This window comes from Microbacterium sp., from assembly GCF_051953575.1.
Taxonomy (GTDB): Bacteria; Actinomycetota; Actinomycetes; order Actinomycetales; family Microbacteriaceae; genus Microbacterium.
The window spans coordinates 1-17,752 of the sequence record NZ_JBQCIP010000303.1; the positions used below are offsets into that span (position 1 = coordinate 1).

Annotated in this window: 18 protein-coding genes; 14 read left to right on the forward strand and 4 right to left on the reverse strand. The window is 66.6% G+C overall.

Going from position 1 to position 17,752, the window contains the following annotated elements; genetic code table 11:
* Window positions 1–63: 63 nt before the first annotated feature.
* Together istA and istB are read left to right on the forward strand one after the other, a co-directional pair.
* Window positions 64–1,251, forward strand: coding sequence for an IS21 family transposase (istA, locus tag ACTHNQ_RS19315; protein WP_440335554.1), 1,188 nt, complete (start codon window positions 64–66; stop codon window positions 1,249–1,251).
* A complete protein-coding gene (gene istB / locus ACTHNQ_RS19320; RefSeq protein WP_440335555.1) occupies window positions 1,251–2,042 on the forward strand; it encodes an IS21-like element helper ATPase IstB in 792 nt (263 codons plus the stop codon). Before istA ends, istB begins: the two co-directional genes overlap by 1 nt.
* A 243-nt stretch (window positions 2,043–2,285) precedes the next feature.
* Here the strand turns inward: istB and ACTHNQ_RS19325 are convergent, their stop codons facing one another.
* Entirely contained in the window at window positions 2,286–2,603 is a 318-nt protein-coding gene (locus tag ACTHNQ_RS19325) for a winged helix-turn-helix transcriptional regulator (protein WP_440335556.1), read from the reverse strand.
* A 377-nt stretch (window positions 2,604–2,980) separates the two neighbouring features.
* On the opposite strand from ACTHNQ_RS19325, the gene ACTHNQ_RS19330 reads away from it, so the two are divergent.
* Genes ACTHNQ_RS19330 through ACTHNQ_RS19380 form a run of 11 tightly spaced genes read left to right on the forward strand, consistent with a single transcriptional unit; the run spans window position 2,981 to window position 13,636 of the window.
* A complete protein-coding gene (locus tag ACTHNQ_RS19330; RefSeq protein WP_440335557.1) occupies window positions 2,981–3,724 on the forward strand; it encodes a hypothetical protein in 744 nt (247 codons plus the stop codon).
* A gap of 1 nt (window position 3,725) precedes the next feature.
* The gene (locus tag ACTHNQ_RS19335; RefSeq protein ID WP_440335558.1) at window positions 3,726–4,337 is read left to right on the forward strand and encodes a M23 family metallopeptidase; all 612 of its coding nucleotides are present in this window, start codon (window positions 3,726–3,728) and stop codon (window positions 4,335–4,337) included.
* A gap of 20 nt (window positions 4,338–4,357) precedes the next feature.
* Window positions 4,358–4,648, forward strand: coding sequence for a hypothetical protein (locus ACTHNQ_RS19340; protein ID WP_440335559.1), 291 nt, complete (start codon window positions 4,358–4,360; stop codon window positions 4,646–4,648).
* Window positions 4,648–6,117 carry a hypothetical protein gene (locus tag ACTHNQ_RS19345; RefSeq protein WP_440335560.1) on the forward strand — a complete coding sequence of 490 codons (1,470 nt, stop codon included), beginning with the start codon at window positions 4,648–4,650 and terminating at the stop codon, window positions 6,115–6,117. The genes ACTHNQ_RS19340 and ACTHNQ_RS19345 overlap by 1 nt, the downstream gene beginning before the upstream one ends.
* The gene (locus tag ACTHNQ_RS19350) at window positions 6,114–7,604 is read left to right on the forward strand and encodes an SCO6880 family protein (protein ID WP_440335561.1); all 1,491 of its coding nucleotides are present in this window, start codon (window positions 6,114–6,116) and stop codon (window positions 7,602–7,604) included. The genes ACTHNQ_RS19345 and ACTHNQ_RS19350 overlap by 4 nt, the downstream gene beginning before the upstream one ends.
* 35 nt (window positions 7,605–7,639) lie before the next feature.
* The gene (locus ACTHNQ_RS19355) at window positions 7,640–9,202 is read left to right on the forward strand and encodes a hypothetical protein (RefSeq protein WP_440335562.1); all 1,563 of its coding nucleotides are present in this window, start codon (window positions 7,640–7,642) and stop codon (window positions 9,200–9,202) included.
* A complete protein-coding gene (locus ACTHNQ_RS19360) occupies window positions 9,199–10,470 on the forward strand; it encodes a nucleotide-binding protein (RefSeq protein ID WP_440335563.1) in 1,272 nt (423 codons plus the stop codon). The genes ACTHNQ_RS19355 and ACTHNQ_RS19360 overlap by 4 nt, the downstream gene beginning before the upstream one ends.
* Window positions 10,471–10,477: 7 nt before the next feature.
* Entirely contained in the window at window positions 10,478–12,298 is a 1,821-nt protein-coding gene (locus tag ACTHNQ_RS19365; protein WP_440335564.1) for a type IV secretory system conjugative DNA transfer family protein, read from the forward strand.
* On the forward strand, window positions 12,295–12,681 hold the full coding sequence (locus ACTHNQ_RS19370) for a hypothetical protein (RefSeq protein WP_440335565.1): 387 nt from the start codon (window positions 12,295–12,297) through the stop codon (window positions 12,679–12,681). Before ACTHNQ_RS19365 ends, ACTHNQ_RS19370 begins: the two co-directional genes overlap by 4 nt.
* Window positions 12,678–13,148 (forward strand): hypothetical protein, encoded by a 471-nt coding sequence (locus tag ACTHNQ_RS19375; protein ID WP_440335566.1) that lies wholly within the window; start codon window positions 12,678–12,680, stop codon window positions 13,146–13,148. The genes ACTHNQ_RS19370 and ACTHNQ_RS19375 overlap by 4 nt, the downstream gene beginning before the upstream one ends.
* A 35-nt stretch (window positions 13,149–13,183) precedes the next feature.
* Entirely contained in the window at window positions 13,184–13,636 is a 453-nt protein-coding gene (locus ACTHNQ_RS19380; protein ID WP_440335567.1) for a single-stranded DNA-binding protein, read from the forward strand.
* 68 nt (window positions 13,637–13,704) lie between these two features.
* Here the strand turns inward: ACTHNQ_RS19380 and ACTHNQ_RS19385 are convergent, their stop codons facing one another.
* Complete coding sequence (locus tag ACTHNQ_RS19385) at window positions 13,705–13,926, reverse strand: hypothetical protein (RefSeq protein WP_440335568.1); 222 nt, start codon at window positions 13,924–13,926, stop codon at window positions 13,705–13,707.
* Between the two features lie 106 nt (window positions 13,927–14,032).
* Between ACTHNQ_RS19385 and ACTHNQ_RS19390 the strand changes: the two genes are divergently transcribed.
* Entirely contained in the window at window positions 14,033–14,359 is a 327-nt protein-coding gene (locus ACTHNQ_RS19390; protein ID WP_440335569.1) for a hypothetical protein, read from the forward strand.
* Between the two features lie 11 nt (window positions 14,360–14,370).
* On the opposite strand, the gene ACTHNQ_RS19395 is transcribed toward ACTHNQ_RS19390, so the two are convergent.
* Both ACTHNQ_RS19395 and ACTHNQ_RS19400 read right to left on the reverse strand, forming a co-directional pair.
* Window positions 14,371–17,376: an AAA family ATPase gene (locus ACTHNQ_RS19395; protein WP_440335570.1), complete on the reverse strand. Its 3,006-nt coding sequence runs from the start codon at window positions 17,374–17,376 to the stop codon at window positions 14,371–14,373.
* A gap of 109 nt (window positions 17,377–17,485) precedes the next feature.
* The gene (locus ACTHNQ_RS19400; RefSeq protein ID WP_440335571.1) at window positions 17,486–17,704 is read right to left on the reverse strand and encodes a hypothetical protein; all 219 of its coding nucleotides are present in this window, start codon (window positions 17,702–17,704) and stop codon (window positions 17,486–17,488) included.
* Window positions 17,705–17,752: the final 48 nt, after the last annotated feature.

Sequence of the window (17,752 nt, forward strand, 5' to 3'; positions counted from 1 at the left end):
GACGGTCGAGAACCCAGCCAAAACGACGCTTGAAAACTAGGCCACCCAGACCAGATTGGGTGGGTGATCTCCTTGGAAGATTGGGCGTTGATCAGGCGGCTGGTCGCGGACGGGGTTCCGCAGCGCCAGGTCGCGAGGGACACGGTCGCGGCGGCGGTGCGGTCGGATAGACCTCCGAAGTATCAGCGAAGGACGCAGGAGAGGTCGTTCTCGCCGTTCGAGGCGCGGGTGCGGGCGCTGCTGGCGGAGCACCCGTCGATGCCGGCGACCGTGATCGCAGAGCGCGTCGAATGGACCGGCTCGATCAGTTGGTTCCGGGAGAACGTGCGCCGGCTGCGGCCGGAGCATCGCCCTGTCGACCCGGCCGACCGGCTGTCGTGGGCGGCCGGTGACGCGGCGCAGTGCGACCTGTGGTTCCCACCGCGGAAGATTCCACTCGAAGACGGTGGAAGTGTGCTGCTGCCGGTGCTGGTGATCGTCGCCGCGCACTCCCGGTTCATCACGGCGAGGATGATCCCGACCCGCAAGACCGAGGACCTGCTGCTGGGGTCGTGGGAGCTGATCCAACAGCTCGGTCGGGTGCCGCGCCGGCTGATCTGGGATAACGAACCCGGCATCGGCCAGAAGGGCCGACTCGCGCAGGGCGTGGCCGCGTTCGCCGGCACCCTCGCGACCAAGGTGGTCCAGCTGCGGCCTTACGACCCCGAGTCGAAGGGGATCGTGGAGCGCCGCAACGGGTGGATGGAGACCTCGTTCATGCCCGGCCGCACCTTCACCTCACCCGCCGACTTCAACACCCAGCTGGCGGACTGGCTGGAACGGGCCAACGCCCGGGTAGTGCGGACGATCAAGGCGCGGCCGGTGGATCTGATCGAGCATGACCGGTCCCGGATGTTGCCGTTGCCGCCGATCCCGCTGCAGCTGGGCTGGCGAGAACGAGTGCGTCTCGGACGCGACTACTACGTGCGTCTGGATGCCAGCGACTACTCCGTCGACCCGACCGCGATCGGTCGGATGGTCGACGTGACCGGAGATCTTGACCGGGTGAGGGTGCGACTGGACGGGCGGATCCTCGCTGACCACCGACGGATCTGGGCGCGCGGCGCCGTCGTCACCGACCCCGCTCACCGAGAGACCGCGAAGCTACTGCGGCAACAGTTCCAACAGCCACGACCGAGTCTCGCGGACACGGACCTGACCCGGGATCTCGCCGACTATGACCGCGCATTCGGAATCGGCGGGGTGGCGTGATGGCCAGCACGAAGAGCACCGAGTCGGTCAAGCAGATCACCTACCTCGCCGGCGCACTGAAAGCACCCCGGATCAGCGAAGCTGCCAGTCGGATGGCCGACCAAGCGCGGGATGCGGGCTGGTCGTTCGAGGACTACCTCGCCGCCGTCCTCGAACGCGAAGTGTCAGCCCGCAACGCGTCCGGCGCGGAGCTGCGGATCAAAGCCGCCGGGTTCCCCGCCCGCAAGACCCTCGAGGACTTCGACTGGGACGCCCAGCCGGCGGTCCGCCAGCAGGTTGCCGCTCTCGCGTCCGGCGGATTCCTGCTCGAAGCGCAGAACGTGGTCCTGCTCGGCCCACCCGGAACCGGGAAGACGCACCTCGCGACCGCACTCGGGATCGTCGCCGCGAGACACGGGCACCGGGTGCTGTTCGCCACAGCGACCGACTGGGTCACCCGCCTCACCGACGCCCACCGGCAAGGGAGCCTGCCACGAGAGCTCACTCGGCTGCGCCGCTACGGGCTGATCATCGTCGACGAGGTCGGCTACCTACCGTTCGAACAGGACGCCGCGAATCTCTTCTTCCAACTCGTCTCATCCCGCTACGAACACGCCTCGCTGATCCTCACCTCGAACCTGCCGTTCTCCGGCTGGGGAGGCGTGTTCGGGGACCAGGCGGTCGCTGCCGCGATGATCGACCGCATCGTCCACCACGCCGACGTCCTCACCCTCAAAGGCGCCAGCTACCGGCTCCGCGGCAGGGGCATCGACAGCCTCCCGAGCATCAGAACCCAGGATCCGGCAGACTGAGCAAACGACAACCAGGTGGCCTAGTTTTCACCCGTCGTTTTGGCCGGTTCTTCAACCGTCGCCGACAGATCAACGTCGCCGGCCTGAGACGAGCGCGCGGGGGTCAGCGCATGAGTGTGGGACGCGAAGGCCTCCTTGGTTCGTGAAACGGTTCCTTGAACAGCTCCACTTCACACCCGGGAAGCCTTCGCCTGTCAGCAGCTCAAAGACGAATCCCGGAAACAACGTCCCTGGACATCACACCTAGAACTCCCCCAGCACCTGCTCCAGCCGCATCACCATCTCAGTCACCCGCGCATCATCCACCGTGTACCGAACCCGCTGCCCGCGCACTGCGACGTCGCGCGGCGGATCAGCGATGATCAGCCCCGCGTCCAGCAACTTCTCGATCCCGTTCGCGATCGTCATCTTCGGCAGCTCGATCGCCTCGGCGATCTCTGCCCGGGTTTGGCCAGGGTTCTTCCGCAGGTGGCCGATGATCGTCGCCTGCATGATGTTCCCGAAAGCCTTGATGGGATCCTCCGCGTAATCACTGTTCACGGGGCGGGCGTAGCGAGGCACCTGCCCAGTCTGTCGCACCATCCTCAGGCTCGTCCAGATAACCGAACCAGAAAATGCTTCACAAGCGGAGTGTACGGTTATATGCTCCACTCATGTCAAGGGGAACGGATGCCGACACGCAGGGCACTGACCCTGCTGACGACGTGTCCCCCGAAGTTCCTACAGACAGCCCCAGGTCCGGAGGCATATTCTCCGCATCGAAGCATACGAAGACGCGAGCCGCGGGCCCACGTCCGTCAGGCGTGTCTGGCGCGTCTTTATTAGAGAATTCTCCTTTTAGACGCGCTGATTTCGCGGTTAGGATGCCGCCACGGCGACTGTCCCCCCGCGCCAGAACTTCCACACATCGACGCCGCCCTGGACAGTCAGGAAGGCAGATGATGGCGTCGACGCAACGATCCAGCCGTCGCGGGTTGGTATGGGCTGTCGTGGGCGGCGCGGTCCTCCTGGTCGCGCTTCTCGCGGTAGTCCTCGTTCCGCTGTTCTCTCAGAATGCCGAGCCCGCGCTCACGGGCTCGTCATCGCCAGCGGCGAAGGCGACTCCGAGCGCGACCGCCGCCTCGCCAGATGAGCAGTTCGTAGATTCCTCAGCAGCCGACAAGGGCTGGGTACCGGAACCGATCACGACAGACCGAGACCGGTACGTCCGCGCGGCGCTGACTGCGGCATCCACTTTCGATACGCAGTTGAGCACGCGAGCGGAATGGCTCGACTATCTCGACACGTGGTTCACGCCGGACACGCGCTATACGACGGAGGCTGATCGCGAGGATGACATGCGTGCTTCGCAGCTGGAGCTACGCCAAGGTGTCGTGCTGCCCGAGTCCGAATGGGACTCGCTTGCGAACGAAGACGGGCGTGTGGAAGCCGACGTCGACGGAGATATCGAGTACACGGAAGTGCCCGGCGACACGTCGGGTGACATGAAGATCGGCACTGCCGACGTCGTGCTGACGTACACGCGCAGCGACGAGAGCGGCGAAGAGACGTCGTACGACGAACCCGTGAGGGTGAGCGTTCAGGTGCTGTGCGGAAGTGCATCCGTCCCGACGGCTGACTCGGCCCAGCAAGCGGGTGACTGCAAGGTGGTCCGCTACTTCTCCGGGCAAGTGGAACCCTGACATGGGCGCCCCGGTCGTTGCTGCAGCAGCCCTCGCGAGCACGAGGACCGGGCGCCGGATCGTGATCGGGCTTGTCGCGTTCGTCGTGCTCGCGGTTGCTTTCCTGCTCGTGCCGCTGATGGTCGTGCCGCTGGCGGTCGCTGGCCAGTCCGTCACTACGACCGTCGAAACCCGCCCGGCACCCGTCGCGAACGGGGACTGGGGCTATCCACTTGCCGGTGGATACACGAAGGGCCGTGGTTTCGGCCACAACCCTGTCAGCGGCTGCAGCTACTGCTCGACCAATCATCAGGGCTACGACATGGCCCAGGGCTGCGGCGCGACCGTCTACGCCGCCGGTCCCGGTGAGGTCATCACCGCGGGGACCTACCAGGGGTACGGCAACACGGTCCGGATCGACCATGGCGACGACATCGTCACGCTCTACGGCCACATGCAGTGGAACTCGCTCCGCGTCGCCGTCGGCGATCAGGTCACGGCCGGAACACCGCTCGGAGCCGAGGGCAACACCGGCAAGTCGTTCGGCTGCCACCTGCATTTCGAACTCCGGGAGTCCGGAAGATCCGTCGATCCCCAACCCTTCATGGCCGCACTCGGCCTTCCGCTCAAGTGACCCAACCGAGGGAGCAAGTCATGCGAATCACACCGACCGATGTCGATGTCCCCGATATCCAGCCGGACTTCTCGGCCCCCTTCTTCCAGGGGTTCCAAGTGGTCGCCTCGTACATCCTTGCCGGCGCGATGATCGTGGTGCTCATCATGCTGATCATCGCGGGCGCAGCCCTCGCGTTCCGCGGTCTTGCTTCCGACCGCGTGCGCACCTGGGCCGGTGAGAACATCCTGTGGATCTTCATCGCCGCCGCCGTGCTCGGGGCTGCCAGCGGCCTGTTCCAGTGGTTCGTCAACTTCGACTTCGGATTCTGATGACTTCGCTGCGGGCTGTACTCACGGGTGTGGCGATCGGCATCGCAGCCGCACTGTTTGCCGTCGCGCCCGCCGGCGCGACCGAAGTCGCAACGAGCAGCCCCCGCAGCGAGGCCTCCTCTACGGCGGTTCCCGTGTCCGGCGAACCCTGGTCAGCGCCCGCCTACCCCGTCGACTGCTACGAGGTCGATCGGCAGGTCACCTGCACGCCGCAGAACACCGCCGACATCAAGCCGCAGCAGTGCTTCATCAACGTCTTCGTCGCCGGCACGAAGGCGACCGTGTGCACGACGTATGAAGACCACGTCTCGGCGATCAAGACGAGCGGCGGAAAGCCGCTGCTCGTCGAATACGGCTGCTCGCTCGGAGACGTCGTCTGCCTCACGTTCGAGAACGCCGGCCGGGCCATGGCGATGTCCGCGACGTCGATGATGTTCGCCGTCGCGCAGAACATGCGCTTCGACACCTCGTCGATGTTGTGGACGGCCGCGACCAACGAATGGTCCTTCTGGCAGTGGGCGGTACTTGCGATCCTGTTCGGGGCGATGGTCTGGGCGATCGCGGCCGCCGCCGTCTCCGGCGACCGGGCAGAGCTGGTCGGCGCGCTGATCCGGAGCTTCATCGCCTTTCCCGCGACCGCGATCACTCTGTGGGCCACGGGTCATCTGCTGAACGCGGTCGACGACCTCACCTGGTACATCATGGATCGCGACGGTCCCGACACGTTGTTCGCGACCCTGCAATCGGTGATGTGGGCCGGCGGGCAGGCGAACTACTTCTTCGCCTTCGTGATTCACGGCCTGCTGATGCTCGGGATGCTGCTGCTCATGGTCGTCTTCGCTTTCCGCAACATCGTCCTGGCTGCGCTGATTGCGGTGGGACCGATTGCCTGGATGCTGTACCCGACGCGCGCCGTCGGGCCGCAGTGGGTGGTGCGCTATGTGTCGGCGGTCGTGGTGCTGCTTCTCACCGGACCGCTGACCATCGGTTTCGCCACACTGATCATCAACGGTCTGGCCAGCATCCACACGATCTGGGATCCGCAGTCCTGGCCGTTGCTCGTCGGGCTGGTGCTCGTCGCCTTCGCCCCGTTCGCGGTCTTCGGGCTGTTCAGCTTCGTCGGTGCTGTCGCCGCCGACTCTGTCGGCTCCCGAGTCGGAACGGGGGCGAGCCACGTGGCGAGCAACGCCGCGCGCTCCGCGGCTCGGATCCCGAGTCGGATCAGCGCGCGGCCCGCGGGCAGGCCATCCGCGCGCACGTCGGCCTCCACCCCGGTCGCGGCTGGCACCGCTGCATCGAGCGGTTCGTCGAAAGGTGGGATGCCGGGGGCGCAGCGGTCCGCTGCGTCAAGTGCACCAGGCACCTCGACGTATCGGTCATCGTCCACTTCCACGACGACGCCGAGTGGGTCGGCGCCACCGCCCGAGGGCGCCCCACCGCGTCCCCGCACTGACAGGAGCGGCTCATGACAGCGCAAGACGTTACTCACCCGGTGAGGCTCCCCCGCCGCTCGCGCCAGGGCGTGGTGATGGGGATGGATGTCTGGCAGCTGACCTGTCTGGCGGTCGCGGCGGTCATCCTCCTGATCGGCGTCAACCGATTCGGACCGCCGGGACTTCTGTACGCGGCGCCGGCGTACCTGCCGATCGGGGTGTTCGCGTTCATCACGATCCACGGCGACTCGGCTCCGCATCAAGTCGGCATCTGGCTCATGAAGCAGTTGCGCCACGCGATGGGCGCGACCACACAGGTCTATCGTCCGGAGCGCTCCCACGTCGCTGGCACCTTGAATCTTCCGGGCATCCGCGCATCTGTGCAGTTGTGGGATGTCGATGGCGTCGCCTGCGTGTACAACCCGCACGACCGCTCTGTGTCCGTCACGGCTGAGGTCGAAGTGCAGGGCTTCCTGATGAAGGACATCACCGAGCGGTACGACCTCTCGCAGCAGTGGGCGCCCGTGCTGGCATCCTTCACGCAGCGGCCGGGGATAAAACGCGCCGTCTTGCAGGAACGCACAATTCCGACGACGATCCGGGCTGCTCGCGCCAGCTATGACGCTGCGGTGGAGCGACACCGCCTTGACCCGGAGTCTCCGATCGGACGCAACTACTCGGACGTGATGGATGCATCAGAACCGTTCGCGGTGTCGCACCGCAATTACCTCACCTTCACCCTGGACCTGATCGCGCTGGGGCCGCAGCTGAAGGCCCTCGGCGGTGGCGACACGGCAGTCAAGGCGCTCGCCCGACTCGAGGCGCGCAACCTCGCCGATGCGCTCAGCGCTGCGCGCATCAGCGTCCGGAGCTGGTTGACGGTGCGGGATGTGGCGTCCCTTGCGCGCCTCGGTTTCGATCCGGAATTCGCCGCGAACGTGCAGAACCGCGAGGACGACCGTTCCGGGGTCGATCCGATCGCGATCGGTCCGATGTACCTGGAAGAGCCACGCGGCCGCAACGGAATCGTGTACACCGATTCCGCCGTGCACACCACCATGTGGATCCACGAGTGGCCTCGCTCGGAGACCGCGGTCGGCTTCGTTGAGCCTCTCGTCTTCGCCCGGACGCCGTCAACGGGCGAGGCGATCACCCACATTTTCTCCATCGTTCTGACACCGGTGTCGGTGAAGAAGGCGCTGCATCGCATCGAGGACGACAAGAAGATCTGGCGTGGAAACGAGAAGCTGCGGGCAAAGCGCGGCGTCGACGGTTCGGCCGCGGATGCCGCGGACTGGGAAGGACTCGAGCGCCAGGAGGAGGAGATCGTCGCGGGGCACGGCGAGTTCCGTTACGGCGCCTACCTGACCGTGTCGGCACACGACGAGGAGAAGCTCGACCAAGCGATCGCCGGGATGAGGAACGCGCTCGCGAGAGCCGGAATGGAGCCTCAGATCCTCTACTGCCAGCAGGCTGAGGCACTCATGGTGAACGCGCTGCCCATCGGATTGGGGATGAACTGATGACCCGCCACGTCGCCCTCTTCGAACCTGGCGACATGAGCAAACGCGACCGCCGCGACCTGCGCCGTACGGTTGCGCAGGTCGAGCGCAGCGAGCGTCCTATCCCCACACGCCGCCGCGACCGCGCTCTTCCACCGGCCGCGGTCCCGGGCCCCTTCGGTCCGGGACTCTCGGAGGCCGGGTACTGGAACCTCGCGCGTCCCACCATCCCCGCGCATCAAGCCACATCGCGGCAGATCGCCGGGATCTACCCGTTCGTGGCGGACGCGGGGCTCGGACACTCGGGCCCGATCCTCGGCGTCGACCTCAACGCCGACGCGCTCTGGCACTTCTCCCCCTGGGAGACATACATCGACAAGACCGAGCGCCGCACGCTGTCGACGAATGTGCTCGTGCTCGGCGCGTATCGTGCGGGCAAATCCGGCACCATCAAGACCCTCGTTACCCGCTCGCTCGCCTTCGGGCACCAGGCCGTGGTGCCCTCCGACCCGAAGGGCGAGTGGGTCGCTGTAGCCGAAGCCGTGCCCGGCGGCACCGTGATCCGAATCGGAGGCGGCAGCTCGGCACGTCTCAATCCCCTCGACCGTGGTCCCCGGCGCTCCGACGCGACCGACGAGCAGGACGAGAAGATGGTGAGTCAGCGTCGCATCACGACCCTCGTCTCCCTCATCGAGCTTGCACTGGGTCCGACGCGGCTCACCGCAGTCGAACACGCGGCGATCCATGAAGCCCTCGATCGCAGCATCCGCTCCACCGTCGACCACCCGACGCTGCGCAGCGTGTATGAGCATCTCGGCACCATCGTGGACGACACGGGCACCGACTTCCGACTCTCGGATGGCGCCGTGCAGCCCCGCTTCGTCCTTCGACGCTTCGTCGACGGCGACCTCTCGGGCCTCTTCGAGGACGAATCGACAGTCGCGTTCGATGCCGAGGCACCCATCGTCGTGGTCGACACCAGCGAGCTCTTCGCGCGCAGCGAACTCGTCGCGCAGCTGACCCAGATCTGCACGACCGCCTGGATTCAGGCCGTCGTCTCGGACCGCTCCGCCCGGCGCACACGCTACCTCATCCGCGAGGAGGGCTGGCGGGACATGAACTCACTCGCCGCGCTGGAGATGTTCCAACAGTGGCTCAAACTCTCGCGCCACTACGGCATCAGCAACATCGTCATCCTCCACAAGATGGGCGACCTGGATGCTGTCGGCGATGCGGACTCACGCGAGCGCAACCTTGCTTACTCGATCGTCGGCGACATCGAGAACAAGTTCATCTTCCGAGTGAACCACCAGGAGTCCGCCGCGCTCCGCGAACGCCTGAACCTGCCCGCGACCCACGCCGACGACGCCCGCCGGCTGCGGGTCGGCGTCTTCCTCGCCTACGTCGGCCAGTTCGCCTACGTCGTCGACTGCTTCGCAACATCGACGGATTGGGAGTTCAGCCTCTTCTCGACCGACGATGCCATCCCGGATCCGAGCGACGCGCGGCTGCGATTCGTAGACCCGGACGAGCTCGAGCGCTTTTGGCCAGGCGACTCCCCCACTGACACCAGCCTCGACGGCTGGCTATCGCCCACCTGGAAGGAGGCTTCACAATGAGCCTCGACACCACGCCCCGCGCGTTCGCGACCGTCCGAGGCGGAAGCGCGTCGTTCACGTCACCCGACGGGCGCGTGGAACCCCTCGCCGCGTCCCCAGGCGCTGACATCCGTCAGGTGATCCTGCAGCGGGCCGCCGCCGCAGCGCGGACCGCCGGCATCCCCGTCGAACTGGTGACGGACGGTGACCGCGGCGAGCACCGCATCGTCGTCTTCGCGGACGGCACGCTGTCCACCGATACGGCTCCGGAGCATGTCGACGCGATGCCGAACCCGCAATCAGACCCATCGCAACAGGGAGAGGAGGTGAACACCGAAGCTCCGGGGATCGAGGGTCTCGCCAGCGACCTCGCCCCGGAGCCCTCCAACCGCCGATCGTTCATCGCACCCACGGGCGACGGCGCCCATGCGCCGACCGGCTGGCCCAGCCTCCTGGCCAAGCTCGGTATTGGCCCCTCCCGCGCCGCAGTGCAACGCGAGAGCGACAAGCATGCCGTCGCCGATCAGTGGGCAGGATGCCGCACCATCGCCGTCGTGAATGGCAAAGGCGGTGTCGGCAAGACCATGACGACGGCGATCCTGACCGCTGTGTTCGCCCGGCACGGTGGGGGAAACGTGCTCGCGTGGGACAATAACGACACCCGCGGCACACTCGGATGGCGCACCGAACAGGGTCACTACGACACCACCGTCAAGGACCTGCTGCCGGCAGCGGAGGACCTGCTCACGCCGGGCGCGGGCGTGAGCGACATCGCGCGCTTCGTGCACCACCAGTCCGTCGATCGCTACGACGTGCTGCGATCGAACCCTGAACTGCTCGCGACAGACCAACGAATCGCCGCCGAGCAATTCGACCTGCTCATGCGAGTGGCAGCCCGCTACTACCGGCTCGTGATCTTCGACTCCGGCAACGACGAGTCCGCCGACCGCTGGCTGCGAATGATCGACTCGTCCCACCAACTGGTCGTGCCCACGCTCGCCGTGCCCGAATCCGCCGAATCGGCGGCGCTGCTGCTGGATGCGCTCCGTGCGCGCGATGACCGTTCCCGGTATCTTGCCCGGAATGCGGTGGTCATCGTGACCGAGGCCGAGCCCGATCGCCGGCTGGCAGCGCGGATCACCTCGGACTTCGCCGAGCAGGTGCGAGGCGTGGTGCGGATCCCGTTCGACCCCGCTCTCAAGTCAGGCCAGCTGCGATTGGATGCGCTGCGACCGACGACGCGCACTGCGTGGGTCCACGCCGCGGCTATGGTGGCGCGCGGTCTGTGAGGTCGTGATGAATGGGATGCTGGGCAAGGCGATCGCCGCACTTCTGGCGGCGTGCGTCGTGCTGAGTCTGGCGCTCACGTTCGCTGCCCAGGCCGTCACCAGCGTGGTCTGCGGTACGCGCCCGACGCCGACCACGCCATTCTCGGGCCTCTGGTTCGCCCTGAGCGGCGACTCGAGCGCGTTCACGACGCCTGACGGATGCACCCTCCCGACGACAGTCATCCGCATCGTCGACCTGCTGCTCGTGGCGGCGGTCGTCTGCGCGGTCTTCGCCGGGATCGCTGCAAACCGCCGCTACCTCGCATCGGACCAGGCGTTCATCGCCGACCTACGGTCCCGAAAGGGGTTCGCCGAGGCATCCGAGATCCGCCAGCACCTGTCGGGCAGGGCGGTTCTCCGACGAGCCAAGCAGTTGCGCCCCGATATCGCGCGCCCTCAGCCGACCGATGTCGGATGGCGGGTAGGCCGGTCGCGCGGATCCGACGTTTTCGTCTCGATCGAAGACTCCGTCGCGCTCGAGGGGCCACCCCGGTCAGGCAAGGGATACCGCGTGCTCATCTCCGCAATCCTCGACTGGTCAGGCCCCTTGATCACAACCTCCACGACCAACGACAACCTCACCGCCACACTGCGCATGCGGGAGCGACGCGGGCAGGTGCACGTCTTCGACCCGCAAGGCCTCTCCGGGGTCCGGCATCCGCTGCGCGTCTCGCCAATCGAGGGCTGCGAGGACCCTCTCGTCGCGATGCAGCGCGGCGCCGCCATCATCACCGGCACGGCCCTCGGTGCATCCTCGACGAACGGCGAATGGGCGCAGGCCTCGGGCGTCGCACTGGGGCGCCTTCTGCACGCCGCCGCCGTGGGGAACTGCACCATCAAAGACATCTATGAATGGGGGACGAACCCGATCCTGGCGCGGCGTTCGGCCGTGTCGATCCTCCGCGCTGAGGGCGCACCCGGCTGGGGCGACAACCTCGAAGCGACGCTCGCCGCCGATGACAAGCTCGTCTCGTCGATCTGGTTCGGTGTGCAGGGCGCCGTCGCACCGCTCGCCGTCCCGAAGATCCGCGACGCTCTGATGCCCCGCCCCGGTGACCCGCTATTCGACCCACGAGATTTCCTCGACGACGCGAACACGCTCTATCTGATTGGCTCCGCATCCGGCGCATCCGCGATGGGAGGGTTCCTCGGCGCCCTGCTCGACGACATCGTCGAGGTCGCCCGTATCCGAGCACTCGCCTCCCCCGGCTCACGCTTGCAGCATCCACTCGGGCTGATCCTCGACGAGATCGCCAACATGTTCCGCTGGGGCAACCTGCCGCGGATCATGGCCGACGGCGGAGGCCGCGGCATCTGCACTTTCGTCGTTCTTCAGGCGCTGTCGCAGGCCGAGACATCGTGGTCCCGCGCCGAAGCCGACACGATCTGGGCCGCCGCCACCGCGAAGGTGCTGCTCGGCGGGGCCTCGCACGTCAATCATCTTCGTGACGTCGAGACATTGCTTGGCACCAGGCAGACGAGCCGGACGCAACGCTCCTGGTCGACGCGCGAAGCGGGTCATTCGACGAGCGAGCACCACGAGCGGCTCCCCCTGATGTCGGTCGATGAGATCCGACGACTGCCGCAGAGCGTCGGCCTCCTCGCCTACCGCAACCGTCGCGGCGTGCTGCTCGACCTCACGGGGTGGGACGAGCGGCGTGACGCCCGCGAGATCCAGACAGCGAAGCGAGAGACCGAGCGCGACCAGCAGACCGTATTTCTGGATGCAGACCGATCAGCGCCCGTCGCCGCTCCGAGCGCCGCACCCGAGGAGGTGGGCGACAAGTGAGCAATCGCCGCAAGCCGCGAGGCAGGAACGCGTACGGCGAGTTCCTGCGATCGCCGGCATGGTTTGCGAGGCGGGCGCGCTGGTTCCGCAGACAGGAGCAGCTCGGTCATCCGCTGCACTGCCTGGTATGCGGACGCGCCGCTCGCAAGGCGGACCTGGAACTTCACCACCTCGACTACTCGGGCGTCCGCATCGTCGACGGGGTGTGGCGAGCGTACGAACACGATTCGGACCTCGTTCCCATGCATCCGGCCTGTCACGAAGTGCTGCACCGCATGCTCGATCGCGACCGCGTGCTCGCGTTCCACCGGACACGGCGGGTCGCCTCCGCAATCGCGATCGCGCGAATGCGCGACCGCTTGGCGAGGAGGGATGCTGCATGAACGAGCCGGACTCAGCCCACATCGAGGCGCTGATCGCCGCCCATATGGCAGGAAGCCCCTTCACCGAACCCGAGAATGCCGGGCCCGGAGGGCACATCGTCGATTGGCGGCACCTTTCCGACGAACAGGCGCGGGCCGAGTGGGGGATGCTGCGCGAGTGGGTGGAGTGGTTCACCGTGCGCTACAACGTGCCGGTCAGCGTCGTGCCACCGTGCTGGTTCAAGCATGGAGCGCTGGTCGAGGAGCTCTCGGCACTGCACATTGCGCACCTCGCGGCGTTCGACAGCAGCGACACCGGCTTGGGGCCGATCGGCTGGCATGAACGGCTCGCACAGGCGAACGGTCGACTGCAGCGCGCGGGCGCCGGCTGCACCAGCGGACACTTCGATGTCAAACCCCGCTCGTGGAACGCCGCGCTCGACGAGACGGAATGGGACGCGTGGATCGACCAGAGCCACGCCCGTTGAGACACAGCCGTGTCTCCTGAATGGAAGGAAGAAGGATGACGACCAAGATCCCGGTCACGATCGAGGGCAACCTCACCGGTGACCCCGAGCACAGCGCCAGCGAGTCGGGCAACGAGTACGCCCGGTTCACCGTCGCCGTCAACGACCGCAGGCTCAACGACATGACGGGACTGTGGGAAGACGCAGGCACGGTGTTCCACCGCGTCGTCGTGTTCAACCAGCAGTCCCGCAACGTGGCCACGTCGCTCCGCAAGGGCGACAGCGTCATCGTCGCCGGCGACCTCCGCTTCGGCAGCTACGTCGACAAGGAGACCGGCAACACCCGCGAGACCCGCGACATCGTCGCGGACAACGTCGGCGCGTCGCTCAAGTTCGCGAGCGTCGCGGTCGAGCGCGCCCCAAAAGCTAACGGCCCCGCCGCGGATCGCTCCGCCACGGGGCCGGTAGCAGCACCGGTCTCATCCACCGGCGCCGAGGTTGCTCGCTGACCCATCGCAACAGGAGAGCGGGGCGAGAGTCAGCGTACTCGCGCCCCGCTCTTCTGTCTCTGGCCGATTCAGGTGTAGGTGTGGTGGACGTGCCACTCCGTCTTGTCGCGGAAGACATCGAACATGACGACCTCGCCCGCCTCGCTTGTGGCCTGGTATCGCCAGCCATAGAGAGAACGTCTTCCGTCAAGCGCCGCGCCCCAGACCGCGTCACGCAGTCTTGTCGGCGTATCGGTGACCCGCCAGCGCTTGCCCGCAAAGACCATCCGGTCAGGGACGTCGTCGACCATCCATATGCTTGCCGGATGATCAACCTGCATAGAAGTCATGCGGGCAGTTTAGTACTTATGTTCGACAGACGGTAGAGTCGAGACCGGCCGAGGAACGGAGCCGGCCATGGGTACCAACAAGCGATACGCCGCCCACTACGACCGCCGCATGGACGCACGCATCCTCGAGCGCATCGCCGCGGAGAACCCGCTCCAGACCCTCACCCCGAAAGAGCTGCAGAGCGATGCGCTGCCCGTCACTCGCGACCCTCAGCCGAAGCCGTGCCGAGCGTGGGTACGGTTCGGCCCCCACACGATGCTGGTCGACGCGGTCGTCGTCGTGTGGAACGACGTCGCGTGCGGCATCGAATCCACGGTCGGCGGGACGCAGCTACGGTGCTGGGTCTGGGCGAACGCTGTCACGGCAGTCGTACCCACTCGCGCGACGCAATGACCGCCCCATGGTCAACGGTCAAGAGTCGAACCAGCGGAGTCCGGCGTCCACCCGACCATCGGCCCCGAATGCTGCGGGGAACCAGCGCGCGCGCGACCGGGTGCATTGACATCCGCGAGCTCCCGCTCGTACTGCGTCGCGACCTTTTCGAAGCGTTCGCGCAACTGGTCGCGCTGCCGCCGCGCGTCCCCGAGGCCCGATCCCGACGCACCTGATCGCGCATGTGCCCGCGCATCCTGGGTGACAATCAACGCGTCAAGGTCGGCGAGCGCTGTGCGGGCGGCATCCAACCACTCCGCCATCTGCGTCACGCCCGACTCAGGATCTGCGGGCTGCAGGGCGGCTCTGCTCAGCTCGCCGCGAGCCGCGCGCACCGAGTCGTCAAGGCTTACCTCCGGCACACCACGCATCATCGCGTCGGCGATCCGGTCCAGCGCGGCATCAGCCGTCCAGGCGATCGCGATCGCCTCATTGTGGACGCGTCCCCGAGTCATTCCAACGTACAGCCCAGACGCGTCGACACCCGGCCCGACGATGGATTCGTCGGTCGTCTCGCCCTGGATGCCGTGCACCGTGGAGGCGTAGGCGAGGTGAACGTGCTCGGCCGCGTAGTCCAGGGTGACGTAGCGGGTGTCACTGATATCGCCCAGGGCTGCCAGTTCTATCGAGGTCGGTGAGATTCGTCGGATCAGCCAGAGCGCTCGGTTCTCGACATCCGCTGCGCGATCGTTCTGCCTGGTCTGCACGATGTCGCCTTCAAGCAGTCTCTGCTCGTCTCGGCCGATCACGAGTCGCTCGGGGTGCAACTGCCCCATGTCGACGCGCCTCGCTTGGATGGCTTCGTTGATCGCGTCGGCTTCCTCATTCGTGCTGGTGACGAGGGCGACCCGTCGCCCAGCGGCGGCCGCGCGAAAGAAGGCTTCGACCATCACATCGCGCGCGTGGCCGGTATCCGTCACACGATGGATCAGTCCTCGTGAGTCTAGTTCGGCGGCGACGGCGAGAGCGTGCTCTTTGGTTGCCGGTTCACGCATGCGCAGTGTCAACTCGGCGTAGTCAGGGTCGCGGAATCGGTGCACCGCCGTCAGCTCCACGACAGCGGTCGCGCGTCTGGTCATGCAGGCCATCGCTCCGGAGTGCCCGACCGGCATCGCTTGAAGGTGATCTCCGACCATCGCGATGCCGGCACCGGTCTCGCTTGCGATCGCCGCAAGAGCGTTGGCGGCGTGGAGGTCGACCATGCCGGCTTCGTCGACCACTATCCGGTCGCCTGACTTGAGCGAGAACCTACGAGGCCCCATGTAGACGGTGCCGGCGCGCTCGTCGACCTCGCCCACAGACAGTCGCGACCATAGCTCGGCGCCGGCAGCATCGCGGCCCCAACGCCACCCGTAGTCGGCGAGCAGCGCATGAAGGCTGAGCGCTGCAGCGCCGATCTCGCGACCCGCGACAGAGGCAGCCTTCTTGGTGGGAGCGACGACGACAAGTTGTCGGTGTTGCGCGTCGAGCGCGACACGGGTGACCCTCAGCATAGTTGTCTTGCCCGAGCCGGCCGGGCCCGTGATGGAGACGAGTCGATCGGTTCCGGCGATCGCCCCCGCAGCCGCAGCTTGGCCTCGGTCGAGAGCGACACCATCGTCCAGCACTTTCGCCGCGATCTGGTCGATCGCGTGATCGCTCACGCGGACTCCCTCGTAGGTCAAGGCGCTGAACTTGGCCGCGAGTTCGAGTTTCAAGCCTGCGGTTGACGCGGCCATGAAACCCTTGATGTGCTCAGGGCGCGGCCGCTCCGCTTCGAGTAAGTCGATCGCGTGCCCGAGCCCTCGATGGACGACGTCGTCGATCAACTCCTGCAGGCCCGCACGCTCAGCGACGACTCCGGATGCCGCGACCGCACGCATCGCGCCAGCTCGAAGGTCGTAGGTGCTGAACCGGCCACCATACGAGGTTGCGCGGGCGTCGGCATCCACGATCGCCCGCGCCGCCAGCAGGTCACGGTCGAGTTCTTCGCGCTCGATGGCGTGCGGCCTCGATGGACGTCGCCAGTCGAGCAGGTGGTCGTCGATCGCGCGAACCTCGTCGCGGATGAGGTTCTCCCATGCGGCCTCGTCGACGTCATTGGGCTTGTTCGGACGATCGGTCGCCCACGCACGCCGATCGATCTGCTGAATGACGTCGTGGTCGGGGTCCTGACCGGGATGCTGTGCCCGCCACTGCAGGAGCAGCTTGGCGCGGTTCGCTTCGATCTGGTTCGACCGCCGCGAGAGAGGTCGAACCGCAGCAGCCAGCTCGGCGACTTCTCCATCGGTGTCGAGCGTGTATCCGTTGCGTGCGAGCGCTGCGACCCACATCGGGTCGGTGCGAGCGGCCAGCTCACCTTCCGCGTTGATCAGCGTGTGGAGTTTCATTGCGACGCGCGAGTCGACGTTGGACCACTTGCCGTCCTCGCCGAGCACCTTCACGTTCAGCCACAGGTGCCGGTGGATATGAGGGTCGAGTGCGCGCGAGCGTCGGTGCTGGAGTTCGACGACCTCAATCCGGTGAAGTGATTCACGGATGCTGCCACCCGCCCCGCGGCGAGCGCTGAGCTCGCGCTGCCAGATTCTGATGATGCGCTCACGCAGGCGGTCTTGCAGCGCCTCGAACTCGGCAGCGAGGTCCGCGTTGATCAAGCCAGCGATGCTGTAAGACTTCGGCGCATTGATCGTGCCGTCGAGCAGAAGATCGCTGTGAGGGGATGTGAGTTCGCGACCGCGCGGCTCGTCCGTAAGAGGGTCGTGACCGTCGACCCAGCGCCGGAGCTCGACAGTGTTGAGCTCGTCAGTCGAGACGTCGCCGGCTTCGACGACGAAGCGCCGAACGCCGGCGGCATCGGCGCCGCTGTAGGCAGCGAGCGCTTCGACCCCCGTCACGGTGCGCAGATGCGAATCGCAGCTCCCCTTGAACGCGTACGCCATCGCCTGCCGAACGCCCTGCGATTCGACACCCCGCTTCCACCGCTCGAGGCCCCCGCGCACGGATCCAGAGTACGCCGAGCGTGTCTAAGTCTCGAGTGCTTACACAGCAAGTGCCTGCGTGCATTGCTCTCTTGTTCTTGGCTCTCGTCGTTGTCTTGGCTCTCGTCGGTCACGGGGATGGTGTGCTTTGGTAGGAGTGGTTGTCGCCGGCGAGATTCGCGAAGGAGTTCGTCGAGTAGCCGTCGTTCATTTGGCGTGGGCTCTGCGGGCGTTGCCACGGGCCGGTCATACGAACCTTCGCGCCAAGCCAGTCATCGGCAGCGCCGCACGCGATGTAGCTCGCGCATTCAAGCACCGGCTTGCGTGCGGCGCCCAAAGGAGGCAGCACCCGCCCCTCCTTCGAGCGATTCTCCGGTGTCGGCGTGCCGGAACTGAC